This is a genomic window from Aequorivita antarctica, assembly GCF_007997155.1.
GTDB classification, from domain to species: domain Bacteria; phylum Bacteroidota; class Bacteroidia; order Flavobacteriales; family Flavobacteriaceae; genus Aequorivita; species Aequorivita antarctica.
In genome coordinates this window covers 446,760-470,099 of the sequence record NZ_VORT01000001.1, presented here as the reverse complement: position 1 = coordinate 470,099, position 23,340 = coordinate 446,760, and the positions used below count along the sequence as shown (strand labels likewise).

General features: G+C 38.7%; 16 protein-coding genes. 12 read left to right on the top strand and 4 right to left on the bottom strand.

Translation table 11 applies throughout. The features are described 5' to 3' along the window. The first annotated feature begins 2 nt into the window (after positions 1-2). Both ESU54_RS02105 and ESU54_RS02100 read left to right on the top strand, forming a co-directional pair. Positions 3-1,001 carry an isoaspartyl peptidase/L-asparaginase family protein gene (locus ESU54_RS02105; RefSeq protein WP_111843241.1) on the top strand — a complete coding sequence of 333 codons (999 nt, stop codon included), beginning with the start codon at positions 3-5 and terminating at the stop codon, positions 999-1,001. Positions 1,002-1,031: 30 nt separating this feature from the next. Continuing rightward, positions 1,032-2,336, top strand: coding sequence for a sugar MFS transporter (locus tag ESU54_RS02100; protein WP_111842773.1), 1,305 nt, complete (start codon positions 1,032-1,034; stop codon positions 2,334-2,336). A 270-nt stretch (positions 2,337-2,606) separates the two neighbouring features. On the opposite strand, the gene cphA is transcribed toward ESU54_RS02100, so the two are convergent. Further along, positions 2,607-5,243 (bottom strand): cyanophycin synthetase, encoded by a 2,637-nt coding sequence (cphA, locus tag ESU54_RS02095; protein WP_111842774.1) that lies wholly within the window; start codon positions 5,241-5,243, stop codon positions 2,607-2,609. 96 nt (positions 5,244-5,339) lie between these two features. On the opposite strand from cphA, the gene ESU54_RS02090 reads away from it, so the two are divergent. Further along, a complete protein-coding gene (locus ESU54_RS02090) occupies positions 5,340-6,212 on the top strand; it encodes a cyanophycinase (protein ID WP_111842775.1) in 873 nt (290 codons plus the stop codon). On the opposite strand, the gene ESU54_RS02085 is transcribed toward ESU54_RS02090, so the two are convergent. Further along, the gene (locus tag ESU54_RS02085; protein ID WP_111843242.1) at positions 6,200-7,135 is read right to left on the bottom strand and encodes an isoaspartyl peptidase/L-asparaginase family protein; all 936 of its coding nucleotides are present in this window, start codon (positions 7,133-7,135) and stop codon (positions 6,200-6,202) included. The genes ESU54_RS02090 and ESU54_RS02085 overlap by 13 nt on opposite strands. A 10-nt stretch (positions 7,136-7,145) precedes the next feature. Continuing rightward, a complete protein-coding gene (locus ESU54_RS02080) occupies positions 7,146-7,931 on the bottom strand; it encodes a hypothetical protein (RefSeq protein WP_111842776.1) in 786 nt (261 codons plus the stop codon). 80 nt (positions 7,932-8,011) lie between these two features. Between ESU54_RS02080 and ESU54_RS02075 the strand changes: the two genes are divergently transcribed. After that, on the top strand, positions 8,012-8,722 hold the full coding sequence (locus ESU54_RS02075) for an outer membrane beta-barrel protein (RefSeq protein ID WP_111842777.1): 711 nt from the start codon (positions 8,012-8,014) through the stop codon (positions 8,720-8,722). Between the two features lie 83 nt (positions 8,723-8,805). Then, a complete protein-coding gene (polA, locus tag ESU54_RS02070) occupies positions 8,806-11,664 on the top strand; it encodes a DNA polymerase I (RefSeq protein ID WP_111842778.1) in 2,859 nt (952 codons plus the stop codon). A 64-nt stretch (positions 11,665-11,728) separates the two neighbouring features. Here the strand turns inward: polA and ESU54_RS02065 are convergent, their stop codons facing one another. Continuing rightward, positions 11,729-12,253, bottom strand: coding sequence for a hypothetical protein (locus ESU54_RS02065; RefSeq protein WP_111842779.1), 525 nt, complete (start codon positions 12,251-12,253; stop codon positions 11,729-11,731). Positions 12,254-12,413: 160 nt separating this feature from the next. Between ESU54_RS02065 and ESU54_RS02060 the strand changes: the two genes are divergently transcribed. The 7 genes from ESU54_RS02060 (at position 12,414) to rpsI (ending at position 23,332) form a co-directional block, all read left to right on the top strand. Next, a complete protein-coding gene (locus ESU54_RS02060) occupies positions 12,414-13,925 on the top strand; it encodes a T9SS type A sorting domain-containing protein (protein WP_111842780.1) in 1,512 nt (503 codons plus the stop codon). Positions 13,926-14,100: 175 nt separating this feature from the next. Then, complete coding sequence (locus tag ESU54_RS02055) at positions 14,101-15,663, top strand: T9SS type A sorting domain-containing protein (RefSeq protein WP_111842781.1); 1,563 nt, start codon at positions 14,101-14,103, stop codon at positions 15,661-15,663. Positions 15,664-15,757: 94 nt separating this feature from the next. Beyond that, a complete protein-coding gene (locus ESU54_RS02050) occupies positions 15,758-17,329 on the top strand; it encodes a T9SS type A sorting domain-containing protein (protein ID WP_111842782.1) in 1,572 nt (523 codons plus the stop codon). Between the two features lie 178 nt (positions 17,330-17,507). Then, positions 17,508-18,575 (top strand): hypothetical protein, encoded by a 1,068-nt coding sequence (locus ESU54_RS02045; RefSeq protein WP_111842783.1) that lies wholly within the window; start codon positions 17,508-17,510, stop codon positions 18,573-18,575. Between the two features lie 174 nt (positions 18,576-18,749). After that, entirely contained in the window at positions 18,750-22,202 is a 3,453-nt protein-coding gene (locus ESU54_RS02040; protein ID WP_111842784.1) for a pyruvate carboxylase, read from the top strand. Between the two features lie 288 nt (positions 22,203-22,490). Then, positions 22,491-22,946, top strand: a complete 456-nt coding sequence (rplM, locus tag ESU54_RS02035; RefSeq protein ID WP_111842785.1) for a 50S ribosomal protein L13 — start codon at positions 22,491-22,493, stop codon at positions 22,944-22,946. Next, the gene (rpsI, locus tag ESU54_RS02030) at positions 22,946-23,332 is read left to right on the top strand and encodes a 30S ribosomal protein S9 (RefSeq protein ID WP_014781730.1); all 387 of its coding nucleotides are present in this window, start codon (positions 22,946-22,948) and stop codon (positions 23,330-23,332) included. Before rplM ends, rpsI begins: the two co-directional genes overlap by 1 nt. The last annotated feature ends 8 nt before the right edge of the window (positions 23,333-23,340 follow it).

Here is a 23,340-nt window from a genome sequence, read left to right as displayed (position 1 = left end):
TTATGAAACGTAGAAAATTTATCCAAAACGCTTCGCTTTCCACCTTTGGAATTGCGGTGGGAAGTTCCGTTTTTGCTTCGGAAAAAAACATTTTTTCTTCGGAAAAAAAATCACCTCAGATTGAAACCGCCAGTTTCCCATTAGTAATCGCCACTTGGAATGTAAATGATAGCACTGCCGAAGCGTGGCGCGTTTTACAAGAAGGAAAATCTGCACTCGATGCCGTAGAAAAAGGTTGTATGGTTGAAGAAGCCAACGCAGAAGGACAATCAGTCGGCATTGGTGGTTTGCCAGACCGCGACGGGAACGTAACGCTAGACGCCTGTATTATGAACAAAGAGGGTGATTATGGCGCAGTAGTTTATCTTCAGAATATTATGCACCCAATTTCTGTAGCACGAAAAGTAATGGAAGATACGCCACACGTAATTTTGGCAGGAAAAGGTGCGGAACAGTTTGCAATTTCTGAAGGTTTTAAACCTGTTGATTTACTTACTGATGCTTCAAAAAAAGCTTGGGAAGAATGGAAAAAAACTTCACAGTACAAACCCATCATCAACATTGAAAATCACGACACTATCGGGATGCTGGCAATTGACAAAAATGGAGATATTTCTGGAGGATGCACCACTAGTGGACTGGCATACAAAATGGCCGGACGTGTGGGCGATTCGCCAATAATTGGCTCGGGACTTTTTATTGATAATGAAATCGGTGGCGCAACTGCCACCGGTTTGGGGGAGGAAGTGCTGAAAACCGTGGGTAGTTTCTTGATTGTTGAATTGATGCGTCAAGGCAAAACACCTCAACAAGCCTGTGAAGAAGCAATTAGACGAATTATCAAAAAGAGTCCTAATTACAAAGATTTTCAAGTAGGCTATATTGCCGTGAACAAAAAAGGTGAAACAGGCTATTATTCCATTCACGATGGGTTTTGGGTAACGAAATATCAAAACGACAAAAACGAAAACTTTTCATCAGATTTTTATGATAAAAAGTAGAATAAATAGTATCAACAGTAACAACCAATTATGACCGAAAAAAAATCCTTCCGCTCTGCTTTTATTACGGTAACCGTGCTCTTTTTCCTTTGGGGATTCATCACCGTTTTGGTGGACAGTTTAATCCCGCGTTTGAAAGATGTCTTTGAACTCAGTTATTTTCAGGCGGGACTCGTTCAGTTTGCTTTCTTTTTGGCGTATTTAGTGATTTCGGTTCCTGCGGGAGCTTTGCTTTCGCGAATTGGGTATCAAAAAGGGATAATCGTAGGTTTGGTTACTATGGCAATTGGCTGTTTACTATTTTATCCAGCAGCAGCGGATAGACAGTTTTGGATATTTTTAGTTGCATACTTTACACTTGCGGGTGGAATAACGGTGCTTCAAGTTGCCGCAAATCCCTACGTTTCGGTCTTGGGAAGTGAGGATGGCGCTTCCAGCCGATTGAATCTTTCACAAGCATTCAACTCTTTGGGAACTGCCATTGCACCTTTGATTGGCGCTTCGTTTTTGTTGAGCGATACCATTAAATCTTCTGAAGAAATTTCGGGTTTAACAGATGTGGATCAAAGTGCCTATTACGTTTCTGAAGCTTCCGCAGTGCAAACACCTTTCCTTTTTATCGCAGCATTTATAGGGTTTTTAGCGTTACTATTTGTTTTTATAAAACTTCCGAAGATTTTGGAAAAAAGCCCTGTGGGCGGTTACGGAAAACTTCTGAAAAACAAAATCGTGATGCTCGGAGCATTGGGTATTTTCCTATACGTAGGTGCCGAAGTTGCCATTGGAAGTTATTTGGTGAATTATTTTATGAGCATGAACATCTCTGAAATCATTCAACAAAACGAATCAATGAAATACATTGCTGAAAGTCTTTTAAATACAGATTTAAATTCGATTGACAGTAAAGCAATCGTGGGAGCATTTGTTGTTTTCTATTGGAGTGGTGCAATGATAGGTAGATTTGTGGGAGCTTATCTCACAAAAATTATGAAACCTACAAAAGTGCTTTCAATTTTTGCTTTTTTGGCGGTGTTGATGTTACTTATTTCAATGAATACAGGAGGTTTAACAGCAATGTGGTCCATTCTTGCTGTAGGACTTTTCAACTCTATTATGTTCCCGACAATCTTTGCTTTGACCATTGATGGTCTGGGCGATTTGAAACCTCAGGCTTCAGGTTTGCTTTGTATGGCTATTGTTGGTGGCGCCGTTATTCCACCAGCGTATGGTTTTTTAACTGATAATGTAGGTTTTAAAATTGCGCTACTATTGGTGATTGCCTGTTATGGCTATATCTTCATTTTTGGGAGAATTAAAAGCCGTGCCCTCAAATAGTTAAAGTTCAAATCTTCATTCACTAACAAAATCATATAAGGAAGTTGCCACATTGAGGTCCTCGTACTTGTATCAATTGTTCTATTTGAATAATTAAAGAAAGCCGCTGTGAAGTGCGGCTTTCTTTAAAAATTTTTTTAATAATACTAGATTAAAGATAAGGTAATAGTTAGCTATTAGTTTTGTTATGAAATCAATCCTGATCAAATTGCTTTCATTTTTTAGTGTTAGAAAGTAAAGTCGCTTTTGAGGAGGAGCGGCTTTTGCTTTTTATTGTGCAAAGATCATTTCGCCATTGCTTTCCTGTTCCTTGAATTTCATCACAAGTTCCAAAGCATCGGGGATTACGTCGCTACAGCAAATAATGAGTGAGCCCTTTATTGCATTTTTAACTGCAAAGGTAATGGCCTCTTTTTCTGAAGGTATAATCGTTGTTTTTTTGTTTGGGTCCTTCATTTTAATACCATCATTGAGCATTTTAATAAGAGCTTCCTCAGATTTTCCACGTAAATGCTTGTCCTGCCGAATAATTATTTCATCAAACATTTCGGCGGCAATGCTTCCTAGTTCATTGGTATCTTCTTCTCTTCTATCGCCCACTCCCGCAATGATACCAACTTTAATAGTTGCTTCGAGGCTGTCAGTGAAATTTTTAAGCGCTCGCATTCCGGCAGGGTTGTGTGCGTAATCAAGTAACATAGTGAAGTTTTCAAATTTGAAAAGATTCAACCTTCCAGGTGTTTGCGAAGCCGAAGGAATAAAGGTTTCCAAAGCTACTTTCATATCTTCAATACCAATTCCGCGAACGTTTGCTGCAATCACAGCAGGAAGAATATTTTGAATCATAAATATTGCTTTCCCACCATAGGTCAACGGAATATTTTCAGCCTTCATTATGCGCATTTTCCATGTACCTCGGCATATTGTTACATATCCATTTTCATAGATAGCAGTAATTCCTCCAAGTTTTTGCAGTGCTTTTATCCGCGGATTTTCTTCATCCATGGAGAAAAGAGCGAGGTTACATTTGATGCTTCTTCGCATTTCATAGACCAAATCATCATCGGCGTTCAGAATTGCGTAGCCGTCGGGTAATACAGTTTCTGGAATTACGCCTTTTACCTTTGCAAGTTGTTCCACCGTGTGGATTCCCTTCAGCCCCAAATGGTCTGCGGCAACATTGGTTACAATTCCAACATCACATTTTTTGAAACCAAGACCAGCACGCAACAATCCGCCTCGAGCACATTCCAAAACAGCGAAGTTTACGGTTGGGTCTTTTAAAACAAATTCTGCACTTGCTGGACCAGTACAATCGCCCTTCATCAATAACCTATTCTGGATATAAACGCCGTCGCTGGTGGTATAGCCTACACGGTAGCCTTTCATTTTTGCAATGTGTGCAATTAAGCGGGTGGTGGTTGTTTTTCCATTGGTTCCTGTTACAGAAATAATAGGAATACGACCTGTGTCGCCATGATTTGGAAATAATTTATCTACTACTGGAGCTGCTACATTTCGTGGCAAACCTATAGTTGGTGCCAAGTGCATTCTAAAACCTGGACCTGCATTCACTTCCAATACCGCTCCGCCCGTATCGTTTAAAGGCTGGCTGATGTCTGTAGTCATGATATCAATACCACAAATATCGAGGTCTATTATTTTTGAAATACGTTCTGCCATTGAAACGTTGGTAGGATGTAAAATATCTGTAACATCTTCCGCCGTACCGCCTGTGCTGAGATTTGCAGTGTCTTTTAAAATTACTATTTCATCTTTTAAAGGAACAGAATCTTCAGTATAGCCTTTGGCCGCAATGATTGTTCTGGTTAAATCATTAATCGTAATCTTTGTAAGCACATTTTCGTGCCCATAACCACGGCGTGGATCTTTGTTTACTTCATCTACCAATTCTTTTATGGAAGATTTTCCATCGCCTATAACATTTGCTGGGGTGCGTTTTGCGGCAGCCACCAAAACATTATTTATCACCAACAAGCGGTAATCTTCGCCTGTGATGTATTTTTCTATAATCACTTTTGGAGAAACAATTTTTGCAGCGTGAAATGCCACTAAAGCATCTTCATAATTTTTAATGTTTACTGTAATTCCACGACCGTGGTTTCCACCAACAGGCTTCACCACCAAAGGAAACCCAACATATCTGCAAGCTTCTTCCAAACTGCTTTCGCGGGAAATAATATCTCCGCGTGGCACTTGTACTTCAGCCTGTTCCAGAAGGTATTTTGTGTCTTCCTTATCGCAGGCTATTTCTACACCAATACTGCTGGTTTCGGAAGTTACCGTAGCCTGGATTCTTTTTTGATTGGCACCATAACCTAATTGGCAGAGCGAATATTTATTTAAACGAATCCACGGAATTCCACGGCTTTCTGCTTCCTCAATAATTGAACCTGTACTTGGGCCTAGGCGTTCGTCTTCACGTATTTCGCGCATTTTTTGGATATCTGCTTCCAAGTTGTAATCCTTATCATCGATCAAGGCTCGACAAATATCAACGGCGGCATTGGCGGCATAGCGACCCACATTTTCTTCAATATAACTAAAGACCACATTGTAAACACCTTTTTCGCCATAAGTACGGGTTCTTCCGAAGCCTGTGTCCATATCTGCCAGCGTCTGTATTTCCAGTGCGATGTGCTCAATAATATGGCCCATCCACGTCCCTTCTTCCACTCTTTGGAAAAAACCGCCTGGTTCTCCAACACTGCAACGGTGACCAAACATACTTGGAAACATAGTTTTCAATCGATCGCAAAACCCTTCAATTTTATTAGAGGGAAGTTCCTCCATTTCCTCAAGATCAAGGACCATTACTATTAATTTATGACGGCGTATTGACCAATAATTTGGTCCCCGCATAGCGTTGATTTCTCTAATTCGCATAAGTTGACGGATTTGTTAGTTTCATATGAATTTGATAAATATATGATTAATTTTTCTAACAATTAGCGTATTTTTGCCCGCAAATCAAATAAATTCATGGGCGTAAAAGGAACACTAATCCCTATTGGCGGAAACGAAGATAAGGGCGTTGAACAAAGCGAAATATATACTTTGGAATATATTCAGGAAGGAATTCTTTCTCGTGTGGTTCGGGAAAGTGGGGGTAAAGATGCTATTATTGTGGTTATTCCAACTGCTTCTAGTATTCCAAATGAAGTGAGCGAAAATTACCTTGATGCTTTTGGTAGGTTAGGCTGCAAGAATGTTCATATTATGGACATTCGCAATCGCGAAGAAGCTGAGGACCCACTTTATTTAACGTTGATGAAAAAAGCTGACTGCGTAATGTTTTCTGGCGGGGATCAATCTAAAATAGTGCAATATATTGGCGGGACACTTCTTCACAAAATTATTCAGAAACGATACGAAGAAGACAAATTCGTAATTGCTGGAACCAGTGCAGGAGCTATGTGCATGAGTAAGGAAATGATTAAAGGTGGCGGTATTAAGGAAGCGTTTACAAAAGGTGCCGTATTGATGGGCGAAGGAATGGGTTTTATTCCAAACTTGATTATAGATTCACATTTTATACGTCGTGGGCGTTTTGGAAGGCTTGCGGAAGCTGTAGCACGTTTTCCAAAAATGATAGGAATCGGTTTGGCAGAAGACACCGCACTGATTATTAAAAAATGTAATATAGTCGAGGTTATTGGTTCTGGAATGGTTATTCTTTTCGATCCACGAAAGCTCAAACACAACAATCAAGCTGTGGTTGAAGAAGGAACACCAATGTCTCTTACCAATTTAAAAACGCACATTTTAGCAAATGGCGATCACTTTGACATTAAGAAAAAGAAAGTTAAAATTTCTCCCCATCACATTCGGGTAATTGAATCTCAGTCTTTGTAAATACCTACCTCTTTTTTTCCTTCAGAAGTTTTAAAGGCACGATACATTCCTTCGGTATTGAAAGGCATTGCTATGTTTCCTTTGGCGTCCACGGCAATGAGACCACCGTCGCCACCAATTTCCAAAACCCTCTTATTGATAACTTCAGAAGCAGCTTCCTCCAAAGACATTCCTTTATATTCCATCAAGCAGGAAACATCATAAGCCACCACTGCGCGGATAAAGAATTCTCCACTACCGGTGCAACTTACAGCGCAGGTTTTGTTGTTCGCATACGTTCCTGAGCCAACCATTGGACTGTCACCCACACGGCCCCAACGTTTGTTGGTCATTCCGCCAGTTGAGGTTGCAGCTGCTATGTTTCCGTTTTTGTCACAAGCTACTGCGCCTACAGTTCCAAACTTTCCTTCCTTTTTCATACTATGATCCAACTGAAAAGTATCACTATCTTTAATGTTTTGCCATTGTTGGTAGCGGTGTTCGTCATAAAAATATTCCGGAGATTCTAAATTGTACCCCAAGCTTTTTGCAAAACGCATTGCACCTTCACCTGCCAGAAAAACATGGTCCGTTTTTTCCATTATATCTCGCGCCAATGAAATTGGGTTTTTAATTCCAGTGATTAAAGAAACAGCTCCTGCATCCAAAGTCTTCCCATCCATAATGGCGGCGTCCATTTCGTGGGTGCCGTCATTGGTGAATACGCTTCCTTTTCCTGCGTTGAAAAGTGGAGAATCTTCCAAATGATTTACAGCAATTTCAACAGCATCCATTGCAGAACCATTATTTTCCAAAACATTGTAACCCTTTTCAAGCGCTTCCTTCAAAGCTACTTTATATTGTTCTTCCTTTTCGGGCGTCATCAATCCTTTTACAAGAGTTCCGGCACCACCGTGTATTACCATTGAGAATTTATTATTCATTTTTGTTTTTTTAATTGGAATAGGTAAACTTACCATTTAAAGTATAGGGTTCTCCCAAGGGGGTGTCGCAAAATATTATTGTTAAATCAGTTCCGTTATTTTCAACATAAAAAACAGTGCCGGGAGCTGCTGTTGCGCCTCCTTGCGAGCCAATTCCATAATCAATAAGATATAACTTTGCAGAACCATTAGATAAGTTATATTGCCCATCAAAGTCGCCTTGAATTGTTATGTATTGCCCGGTTTGGGGAAACTCTCTGTTTATTTCATTAAACTGAACTCTAATTTTAATGGTCGAAGAATAACTGGTAGTTTCAAACTGAAGATTTCCCTCATCAAAACCATAGGAAGGAAAGGATAAATCCACATCTGTAATATTAATTTGGGCGGTGTCAGTATCTATAAAATTATCTATCTGTGGATCACATGCTGATTGCGCATTTGTGGTAAACTCAAACGTTTGGCCGTAGCCTACTCCCACTTCATTTACTGCATATGCCCGATAATAATAAGTTGTGGCATTTTCAAAACCGCCAATTAAATCTGAAAATGCGCCGAGACGTTCTCCTTTAACAAGTTTGTTATCATTGATTGTTGGGGAATCTCCAGTGCTCCAAACCAAACCATATTCCGTAACGTCTTTTCCGCCTTCTCCCAAAACAGCTCCGCCAAGTATTGCGGTATTTGCTTGCACATTTGCAGGCTCATCAGTAATAACTATAGGTGTGAGATATTCAATATTTTCTATTTCGCAACTATATGCAAAAACTAAAAGTAAAAGGAATAATTTTTTCATTCAAGATTTTTATTAGCGACCAAATGTAGGAAATTTATATATATTTGACGCTTTCAAAAAACCAACTAATTTATCATTGTATGGCTTTGTTTCCTCACAAATTTGTTTTTTTCTTATTGCTACTTTTAAGTTTCTCTAATGTAAACTCACAAACTTATTATTCAGGAAAAGGACTTTTCGAAGGTAGGTTTGGGGTAACCGTTGGTGCAACTAATTACAGTCCTGGCGCAAATTTCTTGTTTTCAAAATCGGCTCCAGGTTATAAAGTTGGATTTATAGGAACAGTAATTATTTCAGAAAAATTTGAGGTTTTTGTAGAAATAAACTATGCCAGACATTTTATGAAATTTATAGGGCGTGAAGATCAATTGGCTACACCCGAAGACATTAAGTTTAACCTAGAAACCATAAATGTTCCTTTTATCTTAGACTACACAGTTCTCAATCTTGATGACGAATGGTTTTTCGGTATTAACGCCGGCCCATCGCTCAGCTTTCTTTATGATTACAACTTAGTGGACGAAGCAAAATCAGATTACGTTTTGGACCCGCTTTATAGCACGCCCAGTGATTTGGAATTCGATAGCAACAAAGAAGAAATTTCATTCAATGCTTTTATCGCTTTCGGCGTTAGTGTTGAATACAACCGGTTTATGGCAACCTTTAAATACAACAAAGGAATAACGGACCCTTACCGAAATATAAATCTTTATTCTCCGGTCATGGAATTAAAAGGGAAAGACAATTATTTTGAATTTTCATTGGTCTACTTATTCGAAGACAAGCTATAACCTTCACAATATTTTCTTTTTTATATAAAACCATACTTTTCTGAAGTGTTCTTTTTACTTTTGAAGCATAAGCCTTCCTAACTATGTCAGAAAAAAAACGTCTCTTCCTTGTCGATGCCTACGCTCTTATTTTTCGAGGGTATTTCGCTTTAATAAAAAACCCACGATTAAACAGCAAAGGTCAAAACACCTCAGCAATTATGGGGTTTATGAATTCACTTATAGACGTAGTGAAGAGAGAGCGCCCAGACCATCTAGCAGTCTGTTTTGACAAAGGTGGCAGTGAAGCCCGAAACGAAATGTTTCCAGACTACAAAGCCAATAGAGACGAAACCCCAGACGCCATAAGGTTTGCCATTCCATACATCTATAATATTCTTGAGGCCATGAAGATTCCTATTATGGTCAAGGATGGCTTTGAGGCCGATGACGTTATTGGTACTTTGGCAAAAAAAGCCGAAAAAGAAGGTTACACCACATATATGGTTACTCCAGACAAGGATTTTGCGCAGTTGGTTTCAGAAAATATATTTATGTACCGCCCCGTTTTTGGCGGAGGTTATGAAACTTGGGGTATTCCTGAAGTTCAGAAAAAATTTGAAGTAAAAGACCCATTACAAGTAATTGATTTCTTGGGAATGATGGGCGATAGTAGCGACAACATTCCCGGACTTCCAGGCGTAGGTGAAAAAACTGCAAAGAAGTTTTTGGCAGAATTCGGTTCCATGGAAGGCCTACTAGCAAACACCGCAAAGCTAAAAGGCAAAATGAAGGAAAAGGTCGCTGAAAACGCCGAGCTCGGCTTGCTCAGTAAAAAACTCGCAACCATTATGCTGGATGTGCCCGTTGAATTCAACGAAGCCGATTTCGAAATGTGCCCGCCAGACACAGAAAAGGTATTGGGGATTTTTGATGACTTGGAATTTAGAAGACTTAAAGACAATTTTCTAAAAGCATTCTCCGTAGAAGGAATGGCTTCTAATGGGACCAGTCGTGAAAACCAAGAAAGCAAGAATGTTGCAGACACAAAACCCAAACCGGCTAAAAACAATCCAGCTGGCGAAGGTCAATTCTCACTCTTTGGCAACGACGGCGATGCAACAGAAGAAATAAAAACTTACAACTCCCGCGCAACCATAGAAAACACAGAGCACTTCTACCAAACCGTTCAACCAGGAATGGGCACCAAACTGTTTCTTCAAAATTTAATGAAACAGAAAAGCGTGTGTTTTGACACGGAAACCACGGGTCTTAATCCGTTGGAAGCAGAATTGGTTGGCATTGCTTTCTCTTGGGAAAAAGGAAAAGGCTTTTATATTCCCTTCCCCGAAAATCGTGAAGAAGCACAACAACTTTTGGAAGAACTTCGCCCCTTTTTTGAAGACGAAACCATTCAGAAAATCGGTCAAAATTTAAAATACGACATTAAAGTCCTTGCCAAATACAACATTTCAGTAAAAGGAAAATTATTTGACACCATGCTCGCGCACTATTTGATAAACCCAGATATGCGCCACAACATGGACATTTTGAGTGAAACCTATCTCAACTATACTCCCGTTTCCATCACCGAATTGATTGGCAAAAAAGGTAAAAACCAATTGAATATGCGCGACGTTTCTGTAGAAAAACAGACTGAATACGCCGTGGAAGATGCCGACGTTACCTATCAATTAAAGGAACATTTTGAAAAAGAACTTGGCGAAGCAAACACCCAAAAACTTTTTGATGAAATTGAAGTACCGCTACTTCGCGTTCTTGCAGCTATGGAATTGGAGGGCATCAACTTGGATGAGAGTTTCCTGAATAAACTTTCTAAAGAATTGGATATAGATATTATTCAACTTGAAAAACACATTTACGAAGAAGCTGGCGAAACCTTCAACATTGCTTCGCCAAAACAGTTGGGTGATATTCTCTTCGGAAAAATGAAACTGATAGACAAGCCGAAAAAAACCAAAACCGGTCAATATTCAACTGCAGAAGATGTACTTTCCTATTTAGCAAAAGATCACAAAATAATCCGCGATGTTTTGGAATACCGCGGCCTCGCAAAATTGAAAAGCACCTATGTAGATGCACTGCCAGAACAGGTAGAGAAATCAACAGGCCGAGTACACACAGATTATATGCAGACCGTTGCAGCAACGGGACGCTTGAGCAGCAACAACCCAAATCTTCAGAACATTCCTATCCGTACCGAGCGCGGGCGAGAAGTTCGGAAAGCATTTATTCCAAGAAACGAAGATTACGTTTTGATGGCGGCGGATTATTCACAAATAGAATTGCGTATTATAGCAGCTTTGAGCGAGGAAGATACAATGATTGAAGCCTTTAAACATGGGGAAGATATTCACGCTTCCACCGCTTCAAAAGTGTTTAATATTCCTTTGAGTGAAGTGACGCGTGAGCAACGAAGCAACGCAAAAACCGTGAATTTCGGAATAATCTACGGCGTTTCTGCTTTCGGCTTAAGCAACCAAACCGATCTTTCCAGAACTGAAGCAAAAGATTTGATAGAAACCTATTATAAAACCTATCCAAAACTGCGCAACTATATAAGCGAGCAAATAGATTTTGCACGTGAAAATGGTTATGTGCAAACTGTTTTGGGAAGAAGACGCTATTTAAAAGACATCAACGGAAGCAACCAAGTAGTGCGTGGCGCTGCCGAACGAAACGCCGTGAACGCCCCAATACAAGGAAGTGCGGCTGATATCATCAAAATTGCGATGATTAACATCTACAAAAAGCTAGAGGAAGAAAACTACAAAAGCAAGATGCTGCTTCAAGTGCATGATGAACTTGTTTTTGACACTTACAAACCCGAACTGGAAAAACTAAAAACCATGGTAAAGCATGAAATGGAGAACGCTTACAAACTTACCGTTCCGTTAGATGTAGATTTAGGGGTTGGGGATAATTGGCTTGAAGCGCACTAAAAATATGTCATAAAAAAAGCCGAAAGTAAAACTTCCGGCTTTATACTATTTATAAAAAATAGGTTTATTGCTTCGTAAAAACAAAAGTAATGTCTTCAGTAACAGTTGTAGTTGTACCGTTGTTGTCAACTTCCACAAAGAAACCATCCTGAAAGACATAGGTAAGAGTATTGCCCGAAAGTGTTGCAGTTTGATTTTCTCCTGCTACTATAAGGGTTACATCATTACCATTTTGAATATATGCAAAAGGAGTAGAATCATCTTCAGAAACACAAGTTACTGTGTACTCATACTCATCTGTTGTACCTGCCACTAAAGTAAGTTCAATCTCAGCATACGAAGTGTTAACAGCCGTACCAGTTGCTCCGTCTGCATTGAATACAAGGGTTTCGTTTTGGTAACAGTTGGTTTCATTCATAACACTTTTTGAGGCCGTACCGTCATTATTTAGGTCGTAAGCGTTTTCAGTGTTAAAGGTAGTCATTTTCCAAGTACCTTCCAGAGTTGTAGTGTCGTTGCTGTTGTCATCATCGCTTGAACAAGCAGTAAATGCAATTGCTAAAAAAAGTAATCCAAATAATTTTTTCATAGTGTTTGTTTTTTTGTGGGCGCAAAACTAGATGAAATTAAAGCGAATGAGTTCTATTAAATGTTAAATAACCCTAGTTTTTTAAGAAATCCTTAACGTTTTTATTTTTTCAATTGTTTGAATTCTGTATTTTGCCACCACAAAATTGAAGCTACTTTATATGAAAAAGATAATTACACTTTTAGCACTACTATTTTCTGCAATCTCTATTCAAGCCCAAGACCCAAATATTCTTTGGCAGAAAACTATTGGGGGGAGTGGAGAGGAATATTTGAAAAGTATTGAAGAAACTTCCGATGGTGGAATGATATTAGGAGGATATTCAAATTCAAATATCTCTGGCGATAAATCTGAGAATTCAAGGGGCGCCAATGACTACTGGATTTTGAAATTGGATAGTTCAGGGAATATTGACTGGCAGCGGACTATTGGAGGAAATGGAGAAGATAAACTGGTTGCTATTCATCAAACTACAGATGGAGGGTACATAGTTGGGGGATATTCCGATTCCGGAATTTCTGGAGAAAAAACGGAAAATTCCCGTGGATTTACGGATTACTGGGTACTAAAGCTAAATTCAACAGGAAGTATTGAATGGCAAAAAACAATTGGAGGTAATGATGGAGATTTACTAGTGGAAATACATCAAGCACCTGATGGTAATTACATATTAGCGGGCTCCTCTTTTTCAGATATTTCGGGCGACAGAACCGAAAGTAGAATAGCCAATAGAGACGCTTGGATTTTAGGGCTAGATTCCACTGGAAATATTCTTTGGCAAGATGCATATGGAATCTCTAATGAGGGCTTTAGGTTATATGATTTTCAACTAACATCCGATAGTGGTTATATATTAGGGGGGACTTGGGGTATTGACATGGCTTACTTTTTGAAAAAAATTGGTTTAGATAATACGTGGTCAACCTTTGCTGGCAATGGAGTGACAAATTATTTAAGTTCGGTAAGACAAACTAGCGATGGTGGTTTTATTGTGAACGGCACAACAGACAATCAGCCCCAATTTAATTATTATGTATGGAAACTTGATCCTGAAGGCAATACAGAATGGGATAGAAATATTGACGGAGCACTTTTTGAATTGGGTACTACAGTTCTAGGTTCTACTGAAGGAGGTTCATTAATTGGAGGTTATTCAGATTCGTACATTTCTGGAGATAAAACTGAAGACTCCAAGGGGTTTGAAGATTATTGGATTGTGAAGTTAAATAACGTAGGTATAATTGAATGGCAAAACACTATTGGTGGAAGCAATGTGGATAAACTATCCTGTACCAATCAAAATTCTGATGGAACTTATATTTTTGGTGGAAATTCACAATCCAACATTTCAGGTGATAAAACTGAGAATTCCCGTGGCGGAAATGATTTTTGGATTATAAAACACGCAATAACTTTAGGCCTCAAAGAAAAACCCTTTACCACATCAATAACCCTCTACCCCAACCCCACAAAAAACACCTTGCAACTAAACACCCAAGACAAAACCATAGACCAAGTAATCATTTACACAATGACGGGCAGTAAAGTTTTGCAACTTGATATTGACAGCGTTTCACCAACCTTGGATGTTTCCAGCTTGGCTTCGGGTGTATATTATGTACAGTTATATTCCGGTAAAAATGTGGCTTTAAAAAAGTTTGTGAAAGAATAAAAATACTATCCTGTCCGTTCGAGCGCAGTCGAGAACTCCACATTCTTACTTAATTAAAGCAGATTTCCACTGCCCTCACCTGACATAACAATACTTTATCAATTCCGAATTATTTTATTATAGTGATTAGAAAAATACGTATCTTAGTATTTAATAGATAATTAAACTCTTTACTATGAAAACAATAACTACGCTTTTCGCACTATTACTTTTCGTATTTACTATTCACGCCCAAGAACGAATCATTCAATGGCAGAAAACCATTGGGGGCAGTGGTGATGATAACCTAACCATAATGATTGAAACAGATGATGGTGGATTTCTTGCCAGTGGAACATCTGATTCGGATATATCTGGTGAAAAAACTGAAGATTCCAGAGGGCTCAATGACTACTGGATATTAAAAATAGATGAAAACGGCAACATAGAATGGCAAAAAACCTATGGTGGCAGTGATACTGAAGTTTTATCTTCTGCGCTGCAAACAACTGACGGTGGGTACATTTTAGGAGGGTTTTCGTCATCTAACATATCTGGTGAAAAAACTGAAGACTCTTATGGGTTTGGAGATTTCTGGGCACTAAAACTTGATTCAGCTGGAGCTATAGAATGGCAAAAAACAATTGGTGGCATAGGCCAAGATGCAATATATTCAATAGTTGAAACCGATGATGGAGGCTATATGTTAGCCGGTGATTCTGCCTCGCCAATATCTGGCAATCGCACAGCTCCTCAAATTGGTTTTCATGATATTTTACTTGTGAAATTAGATGCAGCTGGAGCTATAGAATGGCAAAATTCATTTGGCTCTGGTTTGGAAACAAGATGGTCAAAACTTGAAAAAACAAACGATGGAGGCTTTATAATAAGTGCAACCAAATGGGGAATTACATCCACACACGAAGGCTTTTTGATTATAAAAATAGATGCTTCTGGCAATCAGGTATGGGATAAAATTATACAAGGCAATAAAAGTGACTGGTTATCAAAAACAAAACAGACCAGCGATGGTGGTTATATTGTGGCAGGAATCTCCAATTCTGACGCTGTTGCAGACAAAACTGAAAACGCCATAAATGGATCAATGGATTATTGGATTCTAAAATTGGATGAAAATGGCAATATTGTATGGCAAAATACAATTGGCGGTGATGCATCCGAAGGAAACGTGAATGCAATAGATCAGACCGAAGATGGGGGCTATTTAGTACAAGGCTATTCAAATTCAAATATCTCTGGAGATAAGACTGAGAATTCTAATGGAGAATTAGATTTTTGGTTTGTTAAAATTAATAGTATAGGCATTATTGAATGGCAAAATACAATTGGGGGTGAAGGGAATGAATATGGCGGAAGTTCAATACAAACTACTGACGGAGATTTTATAACAGCAGGTTCATCAAATTCTAATATCTCTGGAGATAAAACCGAAAACTCCAGAGGAGGTTATGATTATTGGATTATAAAACACGACTCAACATTAGGTGTCGGAGAAAACACCTTTGCTACCACAATGAGTATATACCCCAACCCAGTAAGCAACATATTACAGATCAATACCCAAGACATAACCATAAACCAAATAAACATTTACAGCGTTTTGGGCAGCCGCGTTCGGCAGTTGGATGTTGAAGCCGTTTCGCCAACCGTAGATGTTTCCAGCTTGGCTTCGGGTGTATATTATGTGCAGCTGTATTCTGGGAAAAATGTGGCTTTAAAAAAGTTTGTGAAGGAATAACTTTTCAATTCAAAATTCAGGAGTTTACATTATTGTGATTTAATAAAATTGTATCTTAGTGTTTATTAGATAGTTAAATTTTAATTTCATTATTATGAAAAAGACAACTACACTTTTAGCACTCCTACTACTTTCATTTATAACTACACAAGCCCAAGTATCAGGTATTCTTTGGCAGAAGACCATTGGCGGCAATAGTAGTGATTGGCTTTCAACTTCTATTGAAACGGACGACGGTGGGTTCTTACTTGGAGGAGCCTCAGAATCAGACATTTCAGGAGAAAAAAGCGAAAATTCAAGAGGAGGAAACGATTATTGGATAGTAAAATTAGATACTACTGGAGAAATACTATGGCAAAAAACCTATGGTGGAAGTGAAGACGATTTTTTAACCTCTATTGTACAAACAACTGACGGAGGTTATCTTATAGGAGGAGGTTCCAATTCTGGTATTTCTGGCGATAAAACTGAAGCTTCCAGAGGAGAACAGGATTATTGGGTATTAAAGTTAGACGCTAACGGCGATATACAATGGCAAAAAACCTATGGAGGGAATCGTCGCGATGAGATAGTATCAACAGTTGAAACAGATGATGGAGGTTATTTAGTAGTTGGCAGTTCTAGTTCAGCAGAATCAGGCGATCGCACGGTTAGCAGAAATGGGCTGCCGGATGCTTGGGTTCTAAAACTAGATTCTATTGGAGCTATTGTTTGGCAAAAATCATACGGCTCTACGGACTATAATTTTGCGTGCAACGTTAAAGATCTTGCAAAAACAAATGATGGAGGTTTTATATTAAGTTCTGATTTACTCATTTTTCAAAGTTTTAATAATCCATTTTGGATTTTAAAAATAGATGCTTCTGGGAATCAGGTTTGGGATAAGACTATAAGAGGGAATAATGCTGACTTAAACCCAAAAATAAATTTAACCAGCGATGGTGGATATATTGTGGCTGGCACCTCAGATTCTGATGCTTTTGAGGACAAATCTGAAAATGCTATTGGAGCTTATGATTATTGGGTCTTAAAATTAGATGAAACTGGCAATATTGTTTGGCAAAATACTATTGGCGGGACATTAGGCGATAATGCAAGTTCAATATCGCAGAGTGCAGATGGGGGTTATTTAGTATCTGGAAGTTCAAATTCTAATATCTCTGGAGATAAAACCGAAAACTCCATAGGAGGATCTGATTATTGGTTTCTTAAACTTAATAGTCTAGGCATTATTGAATGGCAAAATACGATTGGTGGAGAAGCAGGTGAAGGTGGTGGAGCTTCAATACAAACCAGTGACGGAAATTTTTTAACAGCTGGGCGTTCAAATTCTAATATCTCCGGAGACAAAACAGAAAATTCCCGAGGAGGTTATGATTATTGGATAGTAAAACACAAGCAACCACTTATTGGAATAGCGGAAAATACTTTTGCCAACACAATAAGCTTATATCCCAATCCCGTACAAAACTTATTGCAGATCAATACAAACGATCAAACTATAAACCAAGTAAACATTTTTTCTATGCTTGGCAGCCGTGTTATGAAGTTAGATATGGAAACCATTTCCCCAACGGTGGATGTTTCCAGCTTGGCTTCGGGTGTTTATTTTGTGCAGCTGTATTCTGGGGAAAATGTGGCATTGGAAAAGTTTGTGAAGGAATAACGGGGGAAATCGAAACTGAAATCGAAATCGAAGTTGATACTTCGACTTCGCTCAGTAACCTGAAAAGTTGAAGTTGAAATCGAAATTTATTTTTTTAGTCTTATGTCTTAAATCATTCAGCGAAGCGGTCTTACGTCTTTAATGAAATCCATATCTTTAAAAAATATTTCCCACAGCTATGGAGAACAATCAAAAACTGATTTCAAAAAAAAAACCCGCTTATCCTATTAATGATGCACTCTTAAAATACCTAACCCGTCACGGAAGGACTATTAAAATTCCTATCTATTATGATGATTTGTTGCGTTTTCAAGGCTCGATATCTGTATTTGACAAAAATGGAAAGGATACATTATGGGTTAGTGTTTACTATTCTGAATTTGAAACCGAGGAAATAAACCTCAGTCTTAAAAAAGTGTATTCCATTTTGCATTCCGACGGAACCGACACAATTTTACCCTACCTAAATATAGACAGTGTGGATTATTGCACTTTCGGAAATTCAAAACCTTTCCGAGTAAAAGTCCGTAATGTTCTCAACGACAACTACATTTTTCTTTACATAAAAAAAGCCGATGCTTCCCGAATCTACGGGCTGGAACTGGAACATTTGCTTTCGCCAAACCATATCAACTTTTTGGTTCGTGGCAATACCCTAATAGAGGAACACATTTCTGGAATTCCTGGCGACGATTTTATTGAAAACCATTTAGATAAATGTTCAGACAGAGACAAAATGGAAATAGCCAAGGAATTTGTAAAATTCAATGAACGCTGCTTTGTGCGTCTATTGGGCGATATGCGCTCCTATAATTATGTAATGGTGCTAACCCATGATTTTGACCGCATCCAGTATCGCGTTCGCGCCATAGATTTTGATCAACAAAGCTTCGAGGGCAATATAAAAGTTTACAAACCACAATTTCTGAAAGAAAACAACAAGCTGGTAAATATGACTATGGAATTGCTGCAGGAGGCTTCAGTGGAACAATACAAAAATGAAGAACGTTCCTTGCTTGCAAAAAGGGCTACAAGTGAAAAAAAGCGTCTCAAGGAACTTATGAACTGTATGCGCAAGGATACCATTTCTCTCCCTGAAAAAATAAAGAAACTGAAAGTGAGTCTCTTTAAACTTACGGGAGATGTTAATTTCAAAAAATCCAAGAACATGGGCGATATCCTAAAAAGTGCGCTGGATTTTGTTATTCGGAACTATAAAAATGAAAATCCGTACATAATCAACTAAGGTATTTTTGAAGAATACCAAACAAATAAAGCAACACCGAATTAGTCTAGGTCAACCCATTTAAAATCCAAAATAATCGCAAAATTGTTCAAAAAAAATTTCTCGACTAATCTTATGCGTGCATAGTATTGGCTACCTTTAGCGAGTTAAGTTCAAATTCTAAAAAAAGCTAGGATGAAAATTAAAAAAGTGTTGGTGGCCAATCGCGGCGAAATAGCTATACGGGTATTACGTGCCTGTGCAGAAATAAATTTAAAAACGGTTGCCATTTACACTTATGAAGACCGTTATTCGCAGCATCGCTACAAAGCCGATGAGTCATACCAAATAGGCGGTAACGACCAACCCTTAAAACCGTATTTGGACGGCAATGCCATCATAGCTTTGGCCAAATCGAAGAATGTGGACGCCATTCATCCTGGATATGGATTTTTATCTGAAAATTCCGAATTTGCACGTAACTGCGCAAAAAACGGAATTATTTTTATAGGTCCAGATCCAAAGGTAATGGATGCCTTAGGCGATAAAATCACAGCCAAAAAGATTGCCCAAAAATGTAAGGTCCCCATTATTCAAAGCAACACCAAAAAGCTTTCTTCACTCAAAATCGCTCTTTCCGAAGCTGAAACTATCGGCTATCCTCTAATGCTGAAAGCGGCCTCCGGCGGAGGCGGACGTGGAATGCGGATAATTCGGAATGATGACGATTTAAAAAACAATTTTGATTCCGCTAAAAGTGAATCCCTAAATGCGTTTGGGGACGATACTATGTTTCTCGAAAAATATGTGGAAGACCCAAAGCATCTCGAAGTACAGATTGTAGCAGACAACCACGGCAATATTCGCCATTTATTTGAGCGCGATTGCTCCGTACAACGCCGCCACCAAAAAGTGGTAGAGATCGCCCCGTCTTTTAATGTTTCAGAAAAAGTGAAACAGGCACTTTACAAATACGCCATACAAATTGCAGAGGAAGTGCAATACAACAACGTGGGAACGGTAGAATTTCTGGTAGATAAAGAAGATAACGTTTTTTTCATAGAAGTAAACCCTCGAATTCAAGTGGAACATACCGTGACCGAAATGGTAACGGGCATAGACCTTATAAAAACCCAGATTTTTGTTGCTGGTGGCTACAAACTTTCAGACACACAGATAAAAATCTACGATCAGGATTCACTCGCTACTTATGGTTTTGCGATGCAATGCCGCTTAACCACCGAAGATCCCGAAAACAATTTTACGCCAGATTACGGTACCATAACCACCTACCGAAGCGCAGCAGGAATGGGCATTCGGTTGGATGCTGGTAGTATTTATCAGTCTTACAGCATCAGTCCGTTTTTCGATTCTATGCTGGTAAAAGTTTCGGCTCATGGTAGAACTTTAGATGGCGCCGTTCGTAAAATGTCACGTGCATTAAAAGAGTTTCGCATTCGCGGCGTAAAAACAAATATTCATTTTCTTCAAAATGTAATTCAAAATGAAACCTTTAGAGAAGGTAAGGCAACCGTTAATTTTATAGCCAACACGCCTTCTTTATTTGATATAAAACTTCCGCAGGATCGCACTTCAAAAATCGTGAATTATTTAGGGGAAGTAATTGTAAACGGAAACCCTGATGTAAAAACTTTCGATAAAAATAGAATTTTCAGGACCCCAAAAATCCCAAAGTTCGACTCACAGAAAAGCTATCCGAAAGGCACAAAAGATATGCTTACGGAAATGGGACCGGAAAAATTCTGCGCCTGGCTTAAGGATGAAAAAAAGATACATTATACAGATACTACTATTCGTGATGCACACCAATCCTTGCTCGCCACTAGAATGCGAAGTTATGATATGTTGCAAGCAGCAGAAAGTTTCGCCAAAAACCATCCCAATACCTTTAGTATAGAAATGTGGGGAGGCGCAACCTTTGATGTTTGCCTACGGTTTTTGAACGAAAGTCCTTGGACGCGGTTGCGGGAGCTTCGCAAATTGATGCCGAATATACTTTTTCAAATGTTACTTCGAGGCTCCAATGGAGTGGGTTACAAAGCATACCCCGACAACTTAATTGAAAAGTTTATTGAAACCTCTTGGGAAAACGGAATCGATATTTTTAGAATATTCGATTCCTTAAACTGGGTAAAAGCAATGGAACCCAGTATCAATTTCGTTCGAAACAAAACAGGTGGAATTGCTGAAGCAGCAATAAGTTACACAGGTGATATCCTAGACACGAAGGAAACCAAATACACCTTAAAATATTACACCCAGCTTGCAAAAGACCTTGAAAACGCAGGAGCACATATGATTGCCATTAAAGACATGGCCGGACTTTTAAAACCTTACGCGGCAGCTGAACTTATTTCAGCATTAAAGAGCACAGTAAAAATACCGTTGCACCTTCACACCCATGATACTTCCTCAATTCAATCTGCTACTTACTTAAAAGCTATTGAAGCAGGCGTTGATGTGGTAGACGTGGCTCTGGGCGGACTTTCGGGTCTTACCTCCCAGCCCAATTTCAATTCCATTGTGGAAATGATGCGCAACCAACCTCGCGAAAATAAATTTGATATAAATAAACTGAATGAATTTTCAAACTATTGGGAAGATGTGCGCGAAATGTACTATCCGTTTGAGTCTGGTTTAAAGGCAGGAACTGCAGAAGTGTATCAGCATGAAATTCCCGGTGGACAATATTCAAATTTACGCCCCCAGTCAGAAGCACTTGGTTTGGGCGACCGTTTTGATGAAGTGAAAAAAATGTACGCTCTTGTAAACAAGATGTTCGGAAACTTGGTGAAAGTTACGCCAAGTTCCAAAGTGGTAGGCGATATGGCCATTTTTATGGTTACCAATAACCTTACTCCAGAAGATGTTATGGAGCGCGGAGAAGGTATTTCTTTTCCTGAATCCGTAATCAATTTCTTTAAAGGTGATCTTGGACAGCCTTTGGGCGGTTTTCCAAAGAAACTTCAGAAAATAATTTTAAAAAACAACAAGGCATATACCGATAGACCCAATGCACATTTGGAACCTATAGATTTTGATTCAGAATTTAAAGTTTTCAGTAAAAAATTCCAACAAGGTTTTACGCGTCCTATAGAATTTGAAGATTTCCTATCCTATAGTTTATACCCTCGTGTTTTTGAAGATGCGCACGAAAAATATAAGCAGTATGGAAATGTTGCAATTCTTGCCACGGAAAATTTCTTCTACGGAATGAAACTTCAGGAAGAAGCCATCATTGAGCTGGAACCCGGAAAATCTATTATTGTAAAACTGCTTTCTGTAGGAATTCCGAATGACGATGGGGTTCGCATTGTTTTCTTTTCGGTAAATGGCGAAAACCGTTTTGTGGAAATTAAGGATAAATCTATAAAAATAGAAAAAGAGGCCCATGTAAAAATCGATCCACAGGACACCAATCAATACGGCGCTCCATTACAGGGAAGTTTATATAAGGTATTGATGAAAAAAGGACAGGAAATAAAAAAGAACGATCATCTCTTTATTATTGAAGCCATGAAGATGGAGACCACGATTACAGCGAACAAATCGGGAAAAATTAAATCCATATCTCTAAAACCAGGAACCATGGTAATGAAAGATGATTTGATTTTGACTTTGGAATAGCTCTGAAAATCAATACTCCGGCTACACCCAATAACCAAAATTTTGAAACTGAAATTGAATGCTTTGCGCCTTTGTTTGAGAAAAATTTCACACAAAGCCGCAAAGCTATTTTATCAACAAAAAAAGTCTTTATTCATTTGCCTTTCAGCACAGCGGTCTTTTGTCTTAAATTTTATTCCCACCCCTTGCTTTTCAAATAAATAACACTACATTTGCACCCCTCTTAGACAAAATCCGTTTTGTTTTAGGTGAGAAAACAATGAATTATTAACAATTGACAAAGACTAAATGGATACATTAAGTTACAAAACAGTATCTGCCAACAAAGGAACCGTTGTAAAAGAATGGTTATTGGTAGATGCGGACGGGCAAACATTGGGTCGTCTTGCAAGCGAAGTTGCTAAATTACTTCGCGGTAAGCACAAACCAAGTTTCACCCCTCACGTAGATTGCGGTGATAACGTAATTATTATTAACGCTAGTAAAATAAACCTTACTGGTAACAAATGGAACGACAAAACGTACATTCGCCACACTGGTTACCCAGGTGGACAACGTAGCCTTACCGCTACAGAGATGTACAAAAAAGACCCTGCAAGGCTTGTTGAAAAAGCTGTGAAAGGAATGCTTCCTAAAAACAAATTGGGCGCGGAAATCTTCAGAAACCTTAAGGTTTATGTTGATGCAAACCACGGTCAAGAAGCACAAAAACCTAGAGCTATTAACTTTAACGACAACAAGTAATGGAGACAATTCACAAAATAGGCAGAAGAAAAACCGCTGTTGCACGTGTGTACCTTAAAGAAGGAAAAGGAAACATTACTATCAATAAGCGTGAGTTTGAAAACTACTTTCCAACTGGAACCCTTCAGTATAAAGTAAAACAACCTTTAGTACTTACAGAAAACGAAACTACTTTCGACATTACCGTAAACGTTTTTGGTGGTGGAATTACTGGACAGGCAGAAGCCATTCGTCTTGCAATTTCCCGCGCAATGTGTACGCTTAATGACGAAAATCGCGGCATCTTGAAACCAGAAGGTTTACTTACAAGAGACCCAAGAATGGTAGAGCGTAAGAAATTCGGACAGAAGAAAGCTCGTAAGAAATTCCAATTCTCTAAACGTTAATATTACTC